General features: G+C 37.7%; 8 protein-coding genes. 2 read left to right on the top strand and 6 right to left on the bottom strand.

Annotation, left to right across the window (positions count from 1 at the left end; all coding sequences use genetic code 11):
* Window positions 1-89: 89 nt before the first annotated feature.
* From IGJ00_RS07225 to IGJ00_RS07205, 5 genes are all read right to left on the bottom strand, one after another.
* Window positions 90-581, bottom strand: a complete 492-nt coding sequence (locus tag IGJ00_RS07225) for a DUF6773 family protein (RefSeq protein ID WP_071867259.1) — start codon at window positions 579-581, stop codon at window positions 90-92.
* The gene (locus IGJ00_RS07220; protein WP_196768995.1) at window positions 568-762 is read right to left on the bottom strand and encodes a helix-turn-helix transcriptional regulator; all 195 of its coding nucleotides are present in this window, start codon (window positions 760-762) and stop codon (window positions 568-570) included. Before IGJ00_RS07220 ends, IGJ00_RS07225 begins: the two co-directional genes overlap by 14 nt.
* 295 nt (window positions 763-1057) lie before the next feature.
* The gene (locus IGJ00_RS07215; protein ID WP_438844257.1) at window positions 1058-8173 is read right to left on the bottom strand and encodes a QWxxN domain; all 7116 of its coding nucleotides are present in this window, start codon (window positions 8171-8173) and stop codon (window positions 1058-1060) included.
* 262 nt (window positions 8174-8435) lie between these two features.
* Complete coding sequence (locus IGJ00_RS07210) at window positions 8436-15656, bottom strand: QWxxN domain (protein WP_438844256.1); 7221 nt, start codon at window positions 15654-15656, stop codon at window positions 8436-8438.
* 250 nt (window positions 15657-15906) lie between these two features.
* Window positions 15907-17577: a formate--tetrahydrofolate ligase gene (locus IGJ00_RS07205; protein WP_086334638.1), complete on the bottom strand. Its 1671-nt coding sequence runs from the start codon at window positions 17575-17577 to the stop codon at window positions 15907-15909.
* Between the two features lie 180 nt (window positions 17578-17757).
* Between IGJ00_RS07205 and IGJ00_RS07200 the strand changes: the two genes are divergently transcribed.
* Window positions 17758-17964 carry a cold-shock protein gene (locus tag IGJ00_RS07200; RefSeq protein WP_071867280.1) on the top strand — a complete coding sequence of 69 codons (207 nt, stop codon included), beginning with the start codon at window positions 17758-17760 and terminating at the stop codon, window positions 17962-17964.
* 193 nt (window positions 17965-18157) lie between these two features.
* Here IGJ00_RS07200 and IGJ00_RS07195 read toward each other — a convergent pair whose 3' ends face one another.
* Window positions 18158-18595 carry an EbsA family protein gene (locus IGJ00_RS07195; RefSeq protein WP_071867254.1) on the bottom strand — a complete coding sequence of 146 codons (438 nt, stop codon included), beginning with the start codon at window positions 18593-18595 and terminating at the stop codon, window positions 18158-18160.
* Between the two features lie 75 nt (window positions 18596-18670).
* Between IGJ00_RS07195 and IGJ00_RS07190 the strand changes: the two genes are divergently transcribed.
* Complete coding sequence (locus IGJ00_RS07190; RefSeq protein WP_071867253.1) at window positions 18671-19066, top strand: ribonuclease HI family protein; 396 nt, start codon at window positions 18671-18673, stop codon at window positions 19064-19066.
* Window positions 19067-19133 lie beyond the last annotated feature (67 nt).

Below are 19133 nucleotides of genomic sequence, written 5' to 3'. Positions count from 1 at the left end.
CCTCCTATTATGCGTTAGTCTCTATCAAAACACAAGCGGAATCTCTGTTATCTCCTATGAATCGATCCTTATGCCATCTTTTTCAGAAGTCATTTTTCCTCATTCTCATCCTCTATTTTACTCTCCAGTCTTTTCTGTCCAAATCGGTTGACAGAAGAAACCAAGAATACTAGGCCAGACATAAATAAAACCGAGGATATAAACGTAATCCCTAAAACGGCTAAAAAATGAGGATCAAAATAACCAGTATATAAATCATGGTATAAGGTATAATTTCTGACTCCCGTCACTATGGAAACAAATAAACTCGCAACAATCACTGCTGACACACGCAATTTCTTTGCATGTTTGGATGGATCAATGAGCTCATGACCAATCAGCGAACCTCGAATCAATAGATAGATGAACGCTATTCCTAACAATAATAACTCAGTCAACAATTCAGAAACAGGTTGCTCCAAAAGATAGCTCTTTACAAAGATAGAAGTCGTTAATAATACCAATAATAATAAAAAAGCTTCGCTTTGTATTTGATTATTGATCTGTACAATACGTTCGTCTTTAGGCTTATTCTTTTTCATCTTTATCCTCCCAAAATAGATCATCTAGTGTTTGATTTAATTCATGGCAGATGGCTTGACACAATTTAAGTGTCGGATTATATTTCCCTGCTTCAATCAATCCAATCGTTTGCCTTGTCACCCCAACACGTTGTGCTAATTCTTCTTGGCTTAAATCATTTGCTAAACGTGCGAGTTTCATTCGGATGTTCTTCAACTTGATGACTAACCTCCATTCTTATCTCTTACTCATATTGTAAACTATACATTACTAAATGTAAAATATATATTGCTAAAATAAGCGTAAACGTAAAATAGGAATAGCAAAAAGACTGGTTGGTTAGCCCTCTCGCCCGAACTCTGAATAAACGACAGGAACAGAAGTCACCGCTTCGGAAAACAAGGCGCCATCCATAAAAATTTGAGGAACAATTTTCGTGGATGGCGCCTTGTTTTTTGAGGCTCAACAAAAAGTGTTTAACTTTGACTAGTTTCCATTACTTTTGAAGATTTAAGTCGCTCTTTTTTTTTGCAGGGGTGTTTACTTGCCCACCATTCACAAATCCACTGATTTTTGTGCTAAATCCAACCAGTTTATTTATTCGCGTTTTTTTCTGTAGGGGCTTGTTCTGATTCGTCTTGCTAATTGGTAAGGGACTTGTAGTTGTCTTCACCGACTGTTTTTGTGTAATTGTCAACTCCGAATTTCTTTCTGCTGTATGAAACTGTCCAGAATTCATCAATGCAAGAGTGACAAGCATTTCCCCATTGATTTTTGGTTTGTTTTGATTATTACTGAGGTCTCGTTTCAAAAGTTTTGGTCGTTGATTGACTGGACGCTTATTGAAAGGATTTCCTAATGCAACATCTCTGATCATTATCATTAGAGTTTCTGCATCAAGGATTTGAATATTCATACTCATCATCGCATCAGATTTTTCTGCAAGAATAACCGCCTCCTCTGATAATGTCGGGGACTGCTGATAATCTGCTAACTGATCAACATAGCGAGTGAACTGGTTTGTTTTGAAAAAACCTGTATATTTTTTAAAATATTGGTTGCGAACATCTACTCCAGATTTTGAATACCCCGACACCATATACGGATAACTTGGAATAACATCATATGCCATAGCCACGATATGAGTTGTTTCATGGATAAGGGTTTCTTTTGGATCTACAGATATCTGCATTTTTGGCATATAATCTGGATCAATATGATTGGTATCAGCAATAAATATGATTCGACATTCCGGATCATGACTCAATATGAACGCATATGCTTTCGGAATTGCCTCGACCTTTGAATAGAATGCCTGCGTTGTTTCACTTTTTGCTAATTCAGTAGATACGATCCAAATATTTTTAAATCCCCAATCTGCTGATTGCCGTAGAAAGCGCTCGCCTTTTTCCGCTACAGTTAACAATCTTTTAAAAATTTCTTTTAAATAAGGTTCACGGTTTTCAATCAGATACATGTCAAACATCTCTACTGCATACTTACCTTCCGGTGTTTCCGCAATGTTATGTAGCTTCAACAACTCGATACATCTTTCTTTTGTAGTTTTGAAATAATTGATTGCTTCAAAAAATCCATCTGACATTTCTTTAAAGTAGGGTTTAAGATAATCTGGTACCTTGCTAATATCCAAACCAGAAAAAACTTGGTAATCTACAGGTTGCGAATGATACATCATTTCAATTCCTTTAGAAATTGCTATTTGCGTACTTTTTTCATCCAAAATAACCTCGATCTGTGGTTCTGGGATAAAAGCAGTTAATTTTTTACATTCTACATTTTTATCAGTCACCCTTGGCAGCGGATCAGTGCCCACTACCACTGCTTGTCTAATTTCATTCCATTCTTTCCATCTTCCTGGCGTGTTTGGTAACAGCTGGGAGGGAGCGGTTCCCTCTTGTGACGAACCAGCAGCATCGATTGAAGTACCAGGTAGCGACTTATCAGCTGTTCCGGTCCTTCTTATTTGATTTTGAATATCAATCGTTTGTTTTTCTAGCTCAGATTCAAATCTAAAAGAGTGATTGATTGGATCAAACCTTAAAACAGTCATCGTTTCAAGGAAATCTTTTTTTACTAAATGATACCGATCTACTTCCTTATCCAATAAGATCAACGGGAGATACCGGTCATTGATCTTGATGTAGGACCTGCCATCCATGTTCCACATCAAACCTCGTTCATCTGGGGGCGAAAGAATACTTGGATCCCATAATGCTTCAAATTGATTGATTCGGTTCGTTACGTCTATTTCTACAGATTTCATAACAATTGGCGATGTAGGAGGTTCAAAATACCATTCAATCCCATTGAAATTGACGGGTAACAGCTGTTCTCCATCAGAAACATCGTAGCGTACGCCATGCTTTTTGAGCACAGTTATTTCGACAGGAATCATATGCCCATCCATTTGAAGCACAGAAACTCGTTGACCATCTCTTTTTTTGAATGTAAAGACGTTCCCTTCTCCATAAGCTTTAGGATTTAAATTAGGTTCTTCTACGAATACTTGATCAACATCCAATGTTCTTGAAAGTCGTTGGATCACTACCTTTTGTCTTGGTGTAAAGGTAGCAGGTCCTTCGAATTCTCTCAACTGATCACCTCTTAAAGTAAAGTACTTCCCAGAAACATCCCCATTTCTAAGATCACTTACCCTTAAATATAAGTTATTTGGCATGCGCTTCACTCGAACTTCTGGGCCATCCTTGGCAAAGCGTGCAGTCACATAACTTTTTGTCCAATCGGTCTGTTTACTTCCTAAATCATCTAATTTTGTCAACGCTGCTTTCAATTCTTTCCCTATAAATTGTTCATTGCTAAAATCCACTAAACGTTTCAAAATGAAACGTCCACCACCTGAGAGCAACTCTACTCCTGGATCTAAATAGCGTATAGCATTTACTAACAGCCCTCTAAGCTCGGTTAGAGTCGGAAGAAAGCGCGTGCTCGTTTTTAGCGTAACACTCAGCCCACTTTTAACGACGGATTTTGCAACTCCTAGGGCAAACCTCATGTTGAAAGTAGTTACTTGACCTAGAATAGGAATCAATGAGACAGCATCAATCAGACAATTAGGTACCGCTTCTTCGACATTTTGCTCGGAAATGCCGACAACACAATCATAAAAAGGAATCACGTGTTTTAAGACGTTCCAGACTTTTGTAGCGGTCGTTTGTTCATTTCCTGAATCATATAATTGTTGATAAAGCGCATCTCTATGTTTCAAACTGATTTGATTGGCTAATGTTTGTTTCGCATCCCCAAGAGAAAATTCCTTATCAGTATACACTTTCGTGGTAAATGAATAATCTTCCTTTCCAATCCGGATCTTATCTCCATTTTTTCGAAATTGCCCATCCCAGAGATCATTTTGATCCATCAGACCATAGGTAAGGAATAAAAATGGATCTTTGTCAACACGATAAAAATTGTATCCCCCTTTTTCTACTTGTTTCAATGCATACCAGCGCTCTTCATTTCCCTTGATGACGACAATCAGATCTGTTTGATTCAAATGGAGCGTCGAGTTCAATAATTCCTCCTGTTTATAAAATAAAAGCGGAGGAACTGAACGTAGATTTATTGGAAACTGATATTGCCGGACTTCACTTTTAAATTGAGCCGAAGCTGGATAAATTCGGCTATCTGGAGAAAATAAAAAATCCAACTCCTGTTCCCCGATCGATTGAATGGACAGTTGGATAAGGAACTCATTGAGCAAGTGAAAAGAGTCTGAGACATCTTTGGTCAGTCGAGTATACCATCTTTCAAGATCTGGTGGTATCCATGGACCGGGACACGGGTTTCCGCCAGCTAGATACACTTGACTCGCTGCCAAATCAAGCCTTATTCCAAGTCGATTGCACTCTGCTAATACTTCATCTACTAACACTACTTTTCGTCGCCAGTTGACCACAGCTTGTCGGTACGTCAAGACAAGATCATCAGCAATCGCTTGCGTTTTCATCATCTGGAGATACCCTTTGTGCGAATAACCAATAAATGTAGTAAGTGCTACTTCGATATAGTCTCCCTTCACTAGCGCTTCTTGCATTTTATCAGGTTCTAGTTGCGCCACAGTAAGCAAGGCTGGTGTCAAAAGGAAGGACAACTCTTCGAAGTGATGGATCCCCTCAAAACTAAGTGTTTCTAAGAAAAATTCACCTAGCAATCGTGTTTCAGTCTGATTGAACTGTTTCGAAAAACCTAAATCGGCCATTAAGCTCGCACCTGTTAGTTGAGTCAACGAATGATAATCAGAAATCAATAACTTGTCTGGAAGATTGCTTGATTTCAGTAAGTAATGGGGCAATGCTCGATTGGATAAAGAAATCCAAAGTTTCTTTAGATACATCTCTGCATCCTCAGCTCGAATGCCATGTTGTAAAGCTACTTGTGTCTGAGAGAGGTTGATCAATCCTGCTTTTTTTAATTCTTCAAACATAAACAAGCTTCTTAGTTGACCAATCGTAAAGGCTGATGGGTCAGTGGCTTCAACGATTTGCTTTGCGATGTAGGCTTCAATCGAACTACCTAAGACATTCTCAAACGTCCACTTCATCACCGTTCTTTCGGCACTGGAATCAGAGATCATTTCATCTGGACTACCACCATACAATTTCAGTTCTTTTAAGATAACTGAAGCAACTGCCTGAACTTTCTCAGGCATGATAATCGTTTCCTTCTCAGCTTCGATGAACCATCTTCCCATCGCACTCAATACATCCTCTTTTGTTGCCATGCCAATGAGTAGTCCTTTGTTACGGAAAAAATCTTCGACTTGTTTCATTACTTTTGGACTACGCCACTGTTCTTTATTTACTGTTTCTTTCGATTCCTTGTCTTCTTTATTCGTTGATTCTGTCAGAGTAATCCCGTTCAAGTCTGTAGAAGATGAGACTGTACTATTTTCAACTACCGATTCATTGCTCACTGATCGTGGCACTACAGTCAATAATGAGTCATTCGCTTTAATCAGATCCCACAACCATTTTGTAAAAGTGATTTCAGCATATTCATTTGAAATAACCCCATCTACCTTTTCATCGAGGATCACTTGGGCGATTTGCTTGACTTTTACCATATCGATAATGTCTTGAGTAGCTCCCTCAAGTAAAATCCAATGTGATACTGTCTCAGCAAGTACATTTTGATTTGATGCATGACACGCAACACCCTGTTCAGATAAAAATGTCGCAACTCTTTGACGTACCATATCGTCCTCATTTGTTGAATGCATATCCGGTGATTTTTCTGGTTGTTGCAGATTATTTATGGATGTATCTATATTATTTTCACGAAGAAACAATTCGGTTTTTTGTTTCACTTGTTCTTTACGTTCTTTTTCCTGATCCTTTTTGATGTTATTGATATCAATGCCCAGAATTTTTTTCTTAATTTTCTTATATGTATAACCGGTCTGCGCATTGTTGTCTTCCCATTGCAGCAAAATCGCTCTTGCCTGATTGACCATTAAATTTTTCTCTGTCATGCCATAGGCTTGCAAAAGTAAGGTAGCTGCTGTTCGTTCTCTTTGCAGGATTTCATCGTACAGTTTCCCATTTAAAATCCATTTTTGCATCCCAGAAACTAATCCTGCAGGCGTTGGCTTGTTCAAATAAATTCGTTGCTTATAAAGAAATTTTTGAACGATATCGTTTACTTCGACTGTTTTTGTTCGCAGGTTGAAAGTATTTTTATGATAATAGATCGCTGGAATTTTTGTATCCTTAGAAACACTTCGTGGCCGCTGATGTATAAAATCCGCATAGATTTGATTGTTTATTTTTTTTTGATTTTGGAATTGATTCACTGTAGCTGTCTCTACAGGTGATAAGTGATACTGCTTCGTTTGTTGATTGATTTCTAAAAAAAGATAATCAATCAACAAAGTATTCGTTTTCCATTGCTTATAGATCGACTGTAATCTTATGTCCGATAAGAAGTCACCTAATCGTACATCTTCTATCCCATATCCTTCAAGTATTCGATAAGCAAGATACTGTGCTCTAGCGGAGTACAGCGAATCTTCATTTTTCCAATTCATTCCGGCCCATCTTTGAACAACTTCAATCAACTCTAGATCAGTTGCCTGTGATCCAAGTAAACTCTGATCAACAAAAAATTCTTTTAAATGAGTATTTACTTGGGCTGTTTGATTCCTTCTTTGAGAAAGCAACACGTCATAATGAAAATTCGGTAATGGGGACAAAGCGCCTGGAGGTTTTTTATTTTTAGAAATAGCTTCAGTGATTTGAATGACTTGTTCATATTCAGAGTCCTTAGAAGGAAACAATGGTTGATCCTCTAGACTTATTCCCACAGAATGAAGAGTTGTAGATTGGTCGGACGTTGCTCGACCAATGGTAGGCGCTGCTTCAGCGCCTCTTGTGACTAAAAAATCATATTTTTTTACAAAGTAATCAAGTTTTTCTGTCAATTTGTTGGTGAGTTCCCTTAAAGGAGCCATGATTCCCGCCTCAACTTCCTTTACGGCCGGTTCTTTCATTGAAGCTTGAGTTTGCGTTTGATCAGATAAAACTGACGCTAGAGGAATATGCGCATTCTGATTTATTTGGCTATCAACTGTATCATAGGTCGAATAATTGACCGAGAATGTTTGGCTCATCCATTCAACAAAATAAGCCATCGCCGAGTAGCCATTAGCATCATCTAGTGGTTTCTCTGTATAAGTAGCATTCTCTGCTTTGCCGAAAAAGGTCGTAAAGAGCTCGGTTAGTTCTCCCCAAAAAGCATCAATGACTAGCGTCTCTTGAATAGGAATACTCTGCTTTTTCATCTTTTCTGTCGTTCTTCCATTATTTGTTTGATAGAATTCTTCCACAGTTGATTCGAATACCGTTTTCATTTTTTCAGCTGCTTCTTCGGCAGTGAACGTGCGTGTCTCCTTCTCTATTGCTTGCTTCTTAAAAGAAAACTTTTGAATGTTCGCAGGCATATCTTTCCGTTCTTCATTTGTTGTTTGTGATTTTGTAATGGCTGTCTGACAAATCGTTTTAAAATGAGCTTGTGTATGATTGGCACTATTCCACAAGCCAAGAGGGTTTTGATGAAAAATCTCACTCGTAGTCGTACAATTTTCTACTTGCGCCATTCGATGCGCCATTTTGTGCATCCCAATGCTCCATTGATGGGCCTTTTCGACTAAATAGATGAGCGGATTCGAAGGCAGGGCCGCGTCAATGAACGAGCTCGTAGGGATAGGTGCATTATTCACCATAATTGGAATAAATCGCTGGGGATTCGCGGTAGAACTTGACAATAAAGAATCTAAAGTGATCTCCGCGCCTTGTTGTCGTGCTCCTACAAAAGTATCCACTTCAAACGCTGCAGTAGTTTCTTGCACTGCACGCTGTCGATTAGGTAAATTTGTGTCCGATATTCGAAGATTTTGACCAATACTTAATAAGTAAAGTATCCCTGTCGACGACCAAACGCCTCTACCGACAGGATAATGCCCAAAACTTTGAGCAAGTAAATTCAAGTTTCTTCGTTGCTCATTGTCAGTTATATATCTCTGAGACTTGTTGGTGAATTGACCGATTCTTTCTCGATGTTGTTCGATAGGCATCCTCTAACTCCTTTATTTATTAGGTCTTTGCACACATTTCAATAAGAGATAGATTGTATGCACAACTGAACCAAAAATTTGCATCATTAAATCAATACTTGACTGAGTAAAACTAAATTTATTTGAACGGATTTTAGGAATAAAAATATACTACTTCTACCTAAATATATGCCAATAATCATTAAATAACCATCGTCCACATCGAAATTATCAACGCACGTTTTACTCTTCAATAGCATTCATACATCGTGATTGTAGTATCTTAATTTTGTAAATTTATTCCAAACTGTTTCCTTTTATTCTGTCTAATTGTTGAAGTTCTATTTAGCGTCTGGCTTCTTCTGATTCCTCTATTTATCCTTGCGAAGAAATTATCATGAACCGCAGGATTGGTACTCACCGGGTGAGCTGAGTTTGTTTGTTGGGCAGGTATCGGTTGAAATGTTCCCTGATTGATCTCCCCTTCCGATAAATTCAAATCACTTCGTTTCACTCTTGATCGTTGTGAAGGACTCTCTCTATTTTGCGATTGACTATTGGGCATTTTTGCGTCTATCGCTGAAGCAGAACTTGCCTTTTTCGAACCTACTATGGCAGAAAATTCTGTTGTGGTAGCTACTCCACTAAGAGTACTTCCTAAAGAAGGTTCTTTCGTCACTTCCAATCCAATATTTTTTTCTGCAGTTCCAAATTCACCGATTGACATCAAGGACAGACTTATAAGTATATTCCCACTTCCAAGCTCCTGAATGGGTTCTTGACTTGGTTCATCCACAGAGCGTTTCGGTCGCAATAGCGGTTGATCATACTTATACCCATAGGCAACATCTCTTAGTAGAGTCCCCACCATTTCCGCATCAGTCAGCATATAATTAGCAAACAACATAGAATCTTTGCCAAAATTTTGAAAAACAGCCATCCTTGATAAACCATCTAATCCTAAATAATCAGCGATCAGTTGAACAAACTGGATAAAACTAGCCGTTCCGAAATTAGTATGATACTTTGAAATGAAGTCTATTTGTGCATCTTTCCCACGTTTTAATAATCCACGGTAAGACGGTCCGTACGTGACGATATCATTAGTCATTGAAACAAGATGAGTCGTTTCATGGAGCAACGTTTCTGAAACAGGTGGTGCTATTTCAGCTTCTGGCCAAATCTTAGGGTCCTTATTGAAAGAATCAGCGATAAGCACGATTCGATTTTCAGCATCATTTCTAATCACAAATCCATACGGCGAAATACGTTGTTTGCTTAATGAATAGAATGCCTTGGTAGTCGCATCTTTTTGTAAATCGGTCGAAGCAATCCAAATATTCTTAAATCCCCAATCTGCTGACTGTTTAAGAAACGCTTTGCTTTTTTCTGCGATTGACTTAAGCCTTTTGACTCCTTCTTTTAATACCGCCTGTTCTTCGGGTTTGCCATATACATTAAACATATTAGATAAATAGATTCCTCTCTTTGTGGAACTTATTTTTTCTAGTTTAAGCATATATGTACATTCTTCGATAACTTGATCTAAGATAGTCAGTGCTTCATTATATTCTTTTGCAACTACGTCCCGAAATGCTTTTAGATGTTCAGGCATCTTAGCGGCATCTAAACCAGCATACACGCGAAAATTTTTTTTCAACTCATCGGGTAAACAACTTTGGATTCCCATCGCGATTTTTTTTAGGGTCAGCGCTTCATTTGTCCTTATCTGTTTTTGTGGTTCTGGTATGAACTTAGTTAGTGGTGGAAGTACCACTCGGCTATCTTCCACTATAGATACAGTACTGGGACCAGCTATCTCAATTGCGTTCATATGCGTCTTCCATTCCGGCCACTTTTCAGGTATTTTAGGCAGCCCCATATATGGTGGATATTTAGGATTGTTAAGCGTTAAAGTGGATAGCTGGCCTCTGACAGGGACATTTCCACCTTTGGAAGTGCTTGCGCCTTGATCAAAGCCACCAGCCAGTAATAGATCGTCCAGATGTTCAACTACCCTTTTCTCCAATTGAGTTTCAAAACGGAACTGATCGATTCCAGGATCCAAACGCAAGACAGTCATTGGCTCAAGTATATCTTTTTTCACTAAATGATATCGGTTATTTTCCTTATCTAACAACGCTAAAGGAATATAGCGTTCCTGGATTTTAATATAGGATCGACCTTCTGCACTCCACATCAGCCCATTTTCATCTGGTGCCGAAAGGGTGCTTGGATCCCATATGGCCTCAAACTGATTGATACGATTCGTCACTTCGATTTTTACTGGTCTCGAAATTATTGGGGATGTATCTGGTTCGAAATACCATTCAATACCATTAAAGTTCACTGGCAATACCTTATCGCCATCTAACACGTCATAACGCACACCGTATTTTTTGATTGTTTGGATTCTAACAGGAACAAGTTGATCGTCCATTTCAATCACAGTCATTTTTCTTTCGCCGTTTTTCAATATGTCCATGACCGTTCCTTCACCATAACCCTTAGGATAAAAATTTTGCTTTTCGATAAACATCTCATCAGGCTGGATATTTATTTTTAAAGAGTTGATGATTTCCTTTTGTTTTTGAGAAAAAATTGCTGGACCTTCAAATTCTCTCAATTGTTCTCCTCTTAAAGTAAAATATTTCCCATAAACTTCACCCTTTTTAAAATCTGAAACTTTGACATATAAACTGTTCTTCATTTTTTTTACAAGAACTTGCGGACCATTTCTAGGTAAACGGGCGTTGATACCCATTTTTGATATAACTGGTTCTGGTATCTCTTTTTCAAATTTTTCTAGTTTTATCAATACAGGTCCAAAATGAATATTTCTCGCAAGAATTGGTTGGTCTTTAAGTTTCAATAAGTTCTTGATCACAAATCGTCCGCCATTAATTGCTGCTTCTATACCTGGGTCGATATACCGCACGACACTTGCCAAAAGACTTCTCAGATCGGAAAGTTTTGGAAGCACTTTTGCGCTATATTTTATTAATCCCGTTACCCCATTGTTTGCAATAACTCTTGCTGCTCCCAATGCAAAACGGATATTGATAGTAGTGACTTGTCCTAATACAGGAATGACAAGAAGCGCATCAATGATACAATTTGGCACTGCACTTGCAGCATCCTTATTGACAATGCCAATTACGCAATCGTAAAAAGGAATGAAATGACTAACAGTATCCCACACTTTACTAGCTAACGTTTGGTCATTTCCTGAGTCATATAGTTGTTGATACAGTAAATCTTTATGTTTCGTGCTGATATTATTGAATAACGATTCTCTATCATCCCCATGAGATAATTGTTTATCCATGTGGATCTGTGTCATAAAAGAATAAGAATAATCGCCGATCCGAATCTTATCCCCTTCTTTTTTATATTTCTTCCACCAAAGTGATTTTAGGTCCATTAAATCATGCTCTAAAAACAAAAAAGGATCTTGGTCAACACGATAAACACGATACCCCCCCTCTTTTTCTAACCGCTTCAATGCATATGTGCGTACTTCATTGTCCCGAATAGCCACTAACAGATCAGTCTGTTTAAGGGGGAGGATCAAATCATCCCTATTTTCTTTTCTGCTAGCAATCATCAAAGACGGAATCGATCCAATCGGGTTCGAAGCAAGAGCAGCCTCATCTCTAAACTCAGCCGTCCCTTCATAGACACGAGTTTCAGGAGAAAACATAAAATCTAACTCTGTCTGATTGAATGAATCGACAGATAGCCCAATCAATTTTCGGTTCAATAGATGATACGACTCTGCCACATCACTTGTTAACTCTCTATACCAAGGTTCGATACTACGCGGAATCCATGGTCCTGGACAAGGATTACCTCCAGCTAAATATACTTCTCCTGCCGAGGGAGGCACTCTTATCCCAAGCCTTTCACACTCTTTAAGGACTTCATCCACTAATGCTTGTTTTCGCCTAAAGTTGATGACAGCTGTTTTATAGTTTCGGTAAAAGCGGTTAAATTCTTCTTCGTGAACCATAACCGTAAAGTAGCCTCTTTGATAGTAGCTTATGAATGTACTAATAGCGACTTCCCGATAGTCACCCGCCTCCATTGCTATTCTTAATCGCGGCGCATCTAACTGAGCCGTCGTGAATAATGCCGGTATCAACAGATGATCTAATTCTTCGATATCCTGTACTCCTTTTTCACTGACTGACTCAAAGAAAAGTGCACCCAACGTACGAATTTCCTCTTTTTCAAATTTATTAAGAATACCTGAAGCTACTAGTATTCTTGAGCCTGCAATCTGTAACAATGAACCATAGTCGGAAATCAGCAGATTATCTGACAAGGCACTTGATGTGAGAAAGTAATTAGGGAGTAGATAGTTCAGACAACCAATCCACAAAGATCTTATATTAGCTTCTAATTCTTTATACTTTTTAGGATCGCTTTTTTTATTAAGCATGATCCGTTTGTCCTTAATCAATTCATTCAGTTTAAATGAATCTCTAAGCTCACCAATCGTAAAGGTAGCAGGATTAGGATGATCAAGGATTTTTTTTGTCGCATATTCTTCAACTGAGCTACCTAGCACATTTTCCATGACCCATTTCATGACTGTTTTTTGTGCATCATTGTCAGAAATCAACTCATCCTCTGCTCCACCATATAAGTTCAACTCTTTCAATATGACTGTTGCTATAGCTTGTACCTTTTCAGGGTTTATCTCCCCATTATTATTATTTTGTGCAAACAATTTCCCAATTCCACTCAGAACTTCCTCTTTTGTTGCCATCCCTGTGATCAAATTATTTTGACGTAAGTATTGTCCCACTTTATCAATCACTTGCTGACTTCTCCATTTGTTATCTTCATTTATTGACACCGGTTTAACAGTTTTCGGTTGATTTTCAGGTAAACTAGGAGATTCTTTCTTTGCCATTTTTTTCTCTAACCAATTTGAAAATGTCAATTCTGCTTCCTTATTTGAAATAAGACCATTGTCTTCTTGATTAAGTATCGTTTGAGCGAGTTCCTTTAGTTTAACAGGATCGATCACTTTTTGAACAGCACCCTCAAGCATTAGCCAATTTGATACCTTGTCAGCTAACAACTGAGGATTTGATATATCACAGACAATACCCTTTGTTTTTAAAAAATGACAGATTCGTTTGTCGATGACTTCTGATGGTTCATCAGGGAATTTTTGTTGTTTATTTTCCTCGTTGACATGAGTGGTTGCATTCATAGGTATGATATGATTTTCTTTAAGGAAAGATTGAACTTGTTGTTCCTCGGTCTGATCTGATTTATCCTTGCGAGCATCCGGCGCAATCGCATTTATACGATTTTTTTTATACCGATAACCCGCTTGCGCATTATTATTTTCCCATTGGAGTATGACCGCTCGTGACTCGTTTGTTCCCGCAAGTGTCATATTTGATCCATATGCTCTCAATAACTCTTTCGCTACTAGTTCTTCTCGACTCACGATCTCTTCATATTTTCCTAATCTCAATAGCCACATCCGCGTCCATCGGACCAATTCACTTGCAGTAGGATTCTTTAAAATGAAGCCTTGCTTTTGTGCAAAATCAATCAATTCTTTATTCACTGATTCTGTTTTCTCTCGATTGTTAAAGAGATCGCGATTGTAAATAACTGCAGTAATCGTCTGTTTTTTTGGTACAGTAGCAGGAGCATCATTGATGAAGTCCGAAAAAATTTGATTGCACACATTTATTTCTGTTCGATAATAAGCCTCAATCGTTTTTTCCGCTGGTGATAGTTGGATTGGTTTCGATTTTTCTTGGTAGGTATAGTTTGCCAAGTACACATTGACTTTCAATTGCATAAAGATTGCTTGTAGTTGTGTCGTCGTCAAAGCATCACCTATTCTGATATTCTTCAAACCATAGTTTTTTCGAATGAGAGAGGCGGCAAATTGGACTTTGGAAGCGTCTTGTGAAATATCATTAATACGACGGATTCTAACCCAATTTTCAAGCGCTTTGATCACTTCCACATCATTAGCATTTTTAGTCACAGCTTTTTGTTTGATCAAAAAGACTTTCAACTTTCTTACTACATTCTTTGTCTCGCTCTTACTCCGAAATAAATATTTATCGTAAAAAAAGTTGGGTAAAGGCTCTTTGTATCGACTAGTTGGGACTCGATCATGCTCAATATCCTCTATGATTCCTTTCACTATTTCAATCTTAGTAGATCCAGGATTCTTCATTGTTCCCTGTCCCCGCTGATTATCTTTAACTGTCTCGACTTCACTTTCCTCTCTAGTATTGAAGCGCGGATCATTGATCGGCCTTCCCTCAGCTCCTCGAACAACGAATAGATCCCACTTTTTTATAAAATTGGTTAGTGTTTCATCCATTTTGCTAAACAACATCCAAAATTGTGTCGCAAATCCTTCCTCTTCCTTATTCAAAGTTGGAACTTCACTTGAAAAGGCATACGCTCGAAAAGAATGAGAAACATTCATACCATTTGAAGGTTTAGCTGTATCAGGTATTTTTTCTTGATAGGAAATACTTTGAGCCATCATGGATAAAAAGCGAGTGATCAGCGAATCTCCTTTTAAACTTTCAAGTTTTTCTGTATAGATTGGTTGATCAAAATCATGAAAAAATGTAATGAATGCCTCTGTTAAACCCTCAAAGAAACTAGCTGACTCAGGAACATCATTTTTCACATTTTCTGTTGTCTGTTGCTTCGTCTGATTGGTTGTTTTGTTAAATGATTGTTGAAAAATTTTTTTCAATTTTTCCGCCGCATCTTCAAATAAAAATTGTTGTTCTGAACGATCACTTACACCTTTCTTGAAGGAAAAATGATGTAGATCGGCGGGTTTATCTATTTGTTGTTGATTCATCTTATGAGATTCAGCAATCGCACTCTGACAAACGGTTTTAAAGTGGACTTTTGTATGCTTGAGTTGTGTGTGATTAGAAGTAGTTGACCCTTCCCATAATTTTGTGAGGTCTGTGATAGTCTTATTTGTTGTGCAACCATATGTTTCTGCAATGCCATGTGCTATTTTATGTACGTTCAAACTCCAGTGATGAGCAAAATCTGTTAAATTATAAGCAGTATTATCATGAAAAGCTCGTGAAGGCAAAGAAGCAATTGCAGTTGTATTCTCTGTCAAAGCTGGGGTGATCAACGTACTGTTCACTGTCGAATGCGAAGTTAGCGCATGTAGCACTTCTGTTTGATTCGCATGTTGCTTCACTTCAACAATAGTATCTGCTTCAAAAACAGCGCCACTATTATGTATTGGTTGTCGTTGATTAGGTCCCTCACCTCGCACGACCACATTTCCTAAAATGCTCGAGACGTATAATGACAATAACAATGGTGAATGAAGAATCTCTGGTGTAGGGGCATGACCGACACCAGAAGAAATTGCTTTTACTGCATCTTCAAAAGCCTGCTTATCTTCTTTATTATTCTTTTCATTGTTGAATTGACCATTTCGTTTTCGATTACTTTGATTATCGATTGGCATAACTCTCTCTCCTTATTTTGTTGATGAGATACAAACCTAAAGGTAGATTTTATGCCACAATTATACATGGTAGTCTGTTCAGCCTCGTGACTAGTTTTTTTTTAATAATAAAAACTTGAACTTTTTTGTCATTTAAATATAAATCAATAAGTATAAAAAAAGAGTAAAAGCTAAAAATAGATCAGCTATTTTTTAGCTTTTACACCTTCGTATTGAAAAGTTTAGTTAGGACTACTTCAAAATTTTTCGATTAGAATAAACCGACTACCTCTCCCTGATTCGTCACATTCATATTCAATGCGGCTGGTTTCTTTGGTAATCCTGGCATTGTCATCACATCACCTGTCAAAGCTACTAAAAATCCTGCACCCAATTTGGGTACAAATTCACGGATCGTGATCGTAAAATCTTCCGGTGCACCTAGTAATGTTGGATCGTCAGAAAAAGAGTACTGGGTTTTCGCCATGCAAATCGGTAGGTCAGACCAACCATTTTTCTCAAACTCAAGGATTTGATTCTCTGCTTTTTTGCTAAAAGAAACTTCTTTACCACCGTAGATTTTTTGAACGACTGCATTTACTTTTGATTTGATTGAATCACTAGATTGATACAATGGAACGTAATTCGCGTCTTTTGTATCGATCAATTCTACAACTGCTTTTGCTAATTCAACTCCCCCTTCGGCACCATTTTCCCAAACACTTGCCCGTTTTGCTATGACTCCTTCTTTTTCGCACAATTCCTTCAGTAACTCTAATTCAGCCTCTGTATCAGTCACAAATTCATTGATTGCAACGATCACTGGGATCTTGTAACTTCTCATATTACGAATATGCCGCTTCAAGTTAGCAAATCCTTTGTGTAAAGCCTCAAGATTTTCAGTTTGTAGTTCTGCCTTATCCAGTCCCCCGTGCATTTTCAACGCACGAACAGTCGCTACGATCACAATCGTATCTGGCGCTTTCTGCAAATTAGGAACTTTGATATCTAGGAATTTTTCTCCGCCTAAATCTGCACCAAAACCAGCTTCAGTAACAACATAATCAGCAATTTTCAATGCAGTTTTAGTTGCCAATACACTATTACAACCATGAGCAATGTTTGCAAACGGTCCACCATGGATAAATGCGGGTGTACCATAGATCGTTTGCACGAGATTCGGTTTAATCGCATCTTTTAACAACAAAGCAAGGGAACCCTCTGCTTTTAAATCACCAGCTGTTACAGGCCGACGATCGTAAGTATATCCAATAACGATTCGTGCTAATCGAGCTTTTAAATCATCTAAATCAGCAGCTAAACACAATATCGCCATGATTTCACTTGCTACAGTGATATCAAATCCGTCTTCTCTTGGAACCCCCTGAATCGGTCCACCCAATCCAACGATCACATTTCGCAATGCACGATCATTCAAATCCACGACACGCTTCCAAATGACACGTCGCGGATCGATCCCTAGCTCATTTCCTTGGTGGATGTGATTATCTAATAAGGCAGACAGTGCATTATTTGCAGAGGTGATTGCATGCATATCTCCAGTAAAATGCAAATTGATATCTTCCATTGGTAATACTTGCGCGTAGCCTCCTCCAGTAGCTCCACCCTTGATTCCCATAACTGGACCTAAGGATGGCTCACGTAATGCAATCACAGCTTTTTTATCTAATTGATTCAAGGCATCACCTAATCCGACTGTAACTGTTGATTTTCCTTCACCAGCTGGTGTGGGATTGATAGAAGTTACCAGAACGAGGCGACCATCCTCTTTTTTCGAAAAATTCTTCATTGTGGTAAAATTTATTTTTGCTTTGTATTTCCCATATAATTCTAGATCATCTTCATTGATTCCGATGCTATCCGCAACTCTAATTATCGGTTTTAGCTGTGTTTCTTGTGAAATCTCTAAATCACTTTTCATCAAAACGCCCCTTTTCACGAACTATATATACGAATATTTATTTTTTGTTAAGTTATACTTATTATACCTGTTTTCATTGTAAAAAAAAACAAAAAAAACTGATTTTTGATTTATTTGACGTACCTATTAATTCTCTTTATAATATAGGCTATGATCAGACATAGAAAGGTCGTGAGTGTTTTGACCACAGGAATGGTGAAATGGTTCGATAACAAAAAAGGATATGGCTTTATTAGTTATGATGAAACAGAAGAGATCTTCGTACATTTTACTGCAATCGAAGAAGAAGGATTCAAAACACTTGAAGAAAACCAAGTGGTAGAATTTACCGTTATTGAAGGGAATCGAGGCGTTCAGGCGGCCCATGTCAAAAAGATCAATGAATAAACACAGCCAAAGCAAATAAAAAAAGCTATTCCAGTTGATTGGAATAGCTTTTTTATTTTTTATTCCTTTTCATTATTTCTACCTGACTACTAGATTAGTCAGGTTACTACTCTCTGTTACTATTCTCTGCTACTACCTAGTATTCTTGTTTCGATTCTTACTGGTGCCTCTAAACTCGTACAGAATCTTTATCTTATTCAACTACATCTTTCGTATTCTTAAGTATTGATGGCATCGTTACCGTTTTTTTCATAGGATATTTCAAGTGGTCCAGTAATTCTACTTGCGCCTTTCTTTTTACAAAAATCACAAATGGCTCTTTATTTTTTTCAATTGTTAAAGATAATTTGCGTTTTTGTACATGGACGTCCTTGATTTGATCAATTGGTATTTCACGATCTCTCCAAAAAGCAGCATATTTTATTTTTATTGCCTCTTTTTTTAAAACTAGTGAGCGTCGTAACCCTAGCAAAAGGAAAATAAAGAATACCCCCATTAAAATATTACTTTTCCAATAAGGTCTTGTATTTTCTAACGATAAGATCAAACTCAAAAATAAAATAATAAATGTTGATGACCAATAAATGATCGACTGTGCCGTTTCGGGCTGCCAGCGAATATTTTTTTTCATTCTTCAACCTCGTGTCTTTATCTGTAATGGTATAATAAGTCGAACCGACAATTTTTGAAGGGCGTGTTTTTCCTTATGTTAAAAGTATACATTGATGCATCAACAAAAGGCAACCCTGGACCTAGCGGTGGAGGAATATTACTAGTCGCTGATCATCAACAAGAACAGTTGTCTATCCCTTTATCCTTTGGTTCAAACCATCAAGCCGAGTTTGAAGTCTTTTTAAAAACTTTAGAAATTCTAAAGAATAGACAGATGACCGAAGAAATCATTCTCTGCTATTCCGATAGTAAAGTGCTTGTATCAACCATCGATAAAAATCATACTACTAACCAAGATTTCTTGCCCTATTTAGAAAAAATACAAAGTCTATTAAAAGATTTTTCAATGTTGATTCTTCAGTGGATACCTGAAAGTAAAAATAAAGGCGCAGATAATCTAGCTAGACAAGCTTTACAAAAATCATTATAAAATATTGTGCGTGGAACATGACTCCTCTCGCGTATTCTAAACCCGAATAAACGACGGGAACAGAAGT

It is taken from the genome of Enterococcus sp. AZ062 (assembly GCF_051715065.1).
GTDB classification, from domain to species: Bacteria; Bacillota; Bacilli; order Lactobacillales; family Enterococcaceae; genus Enterococcus_B; species Enterococcus_B mundtii.
Note: the sequence above shows the minus strand (reverse complement) of the source record. Positions and strands in the feature narration are given on the sequence as shown.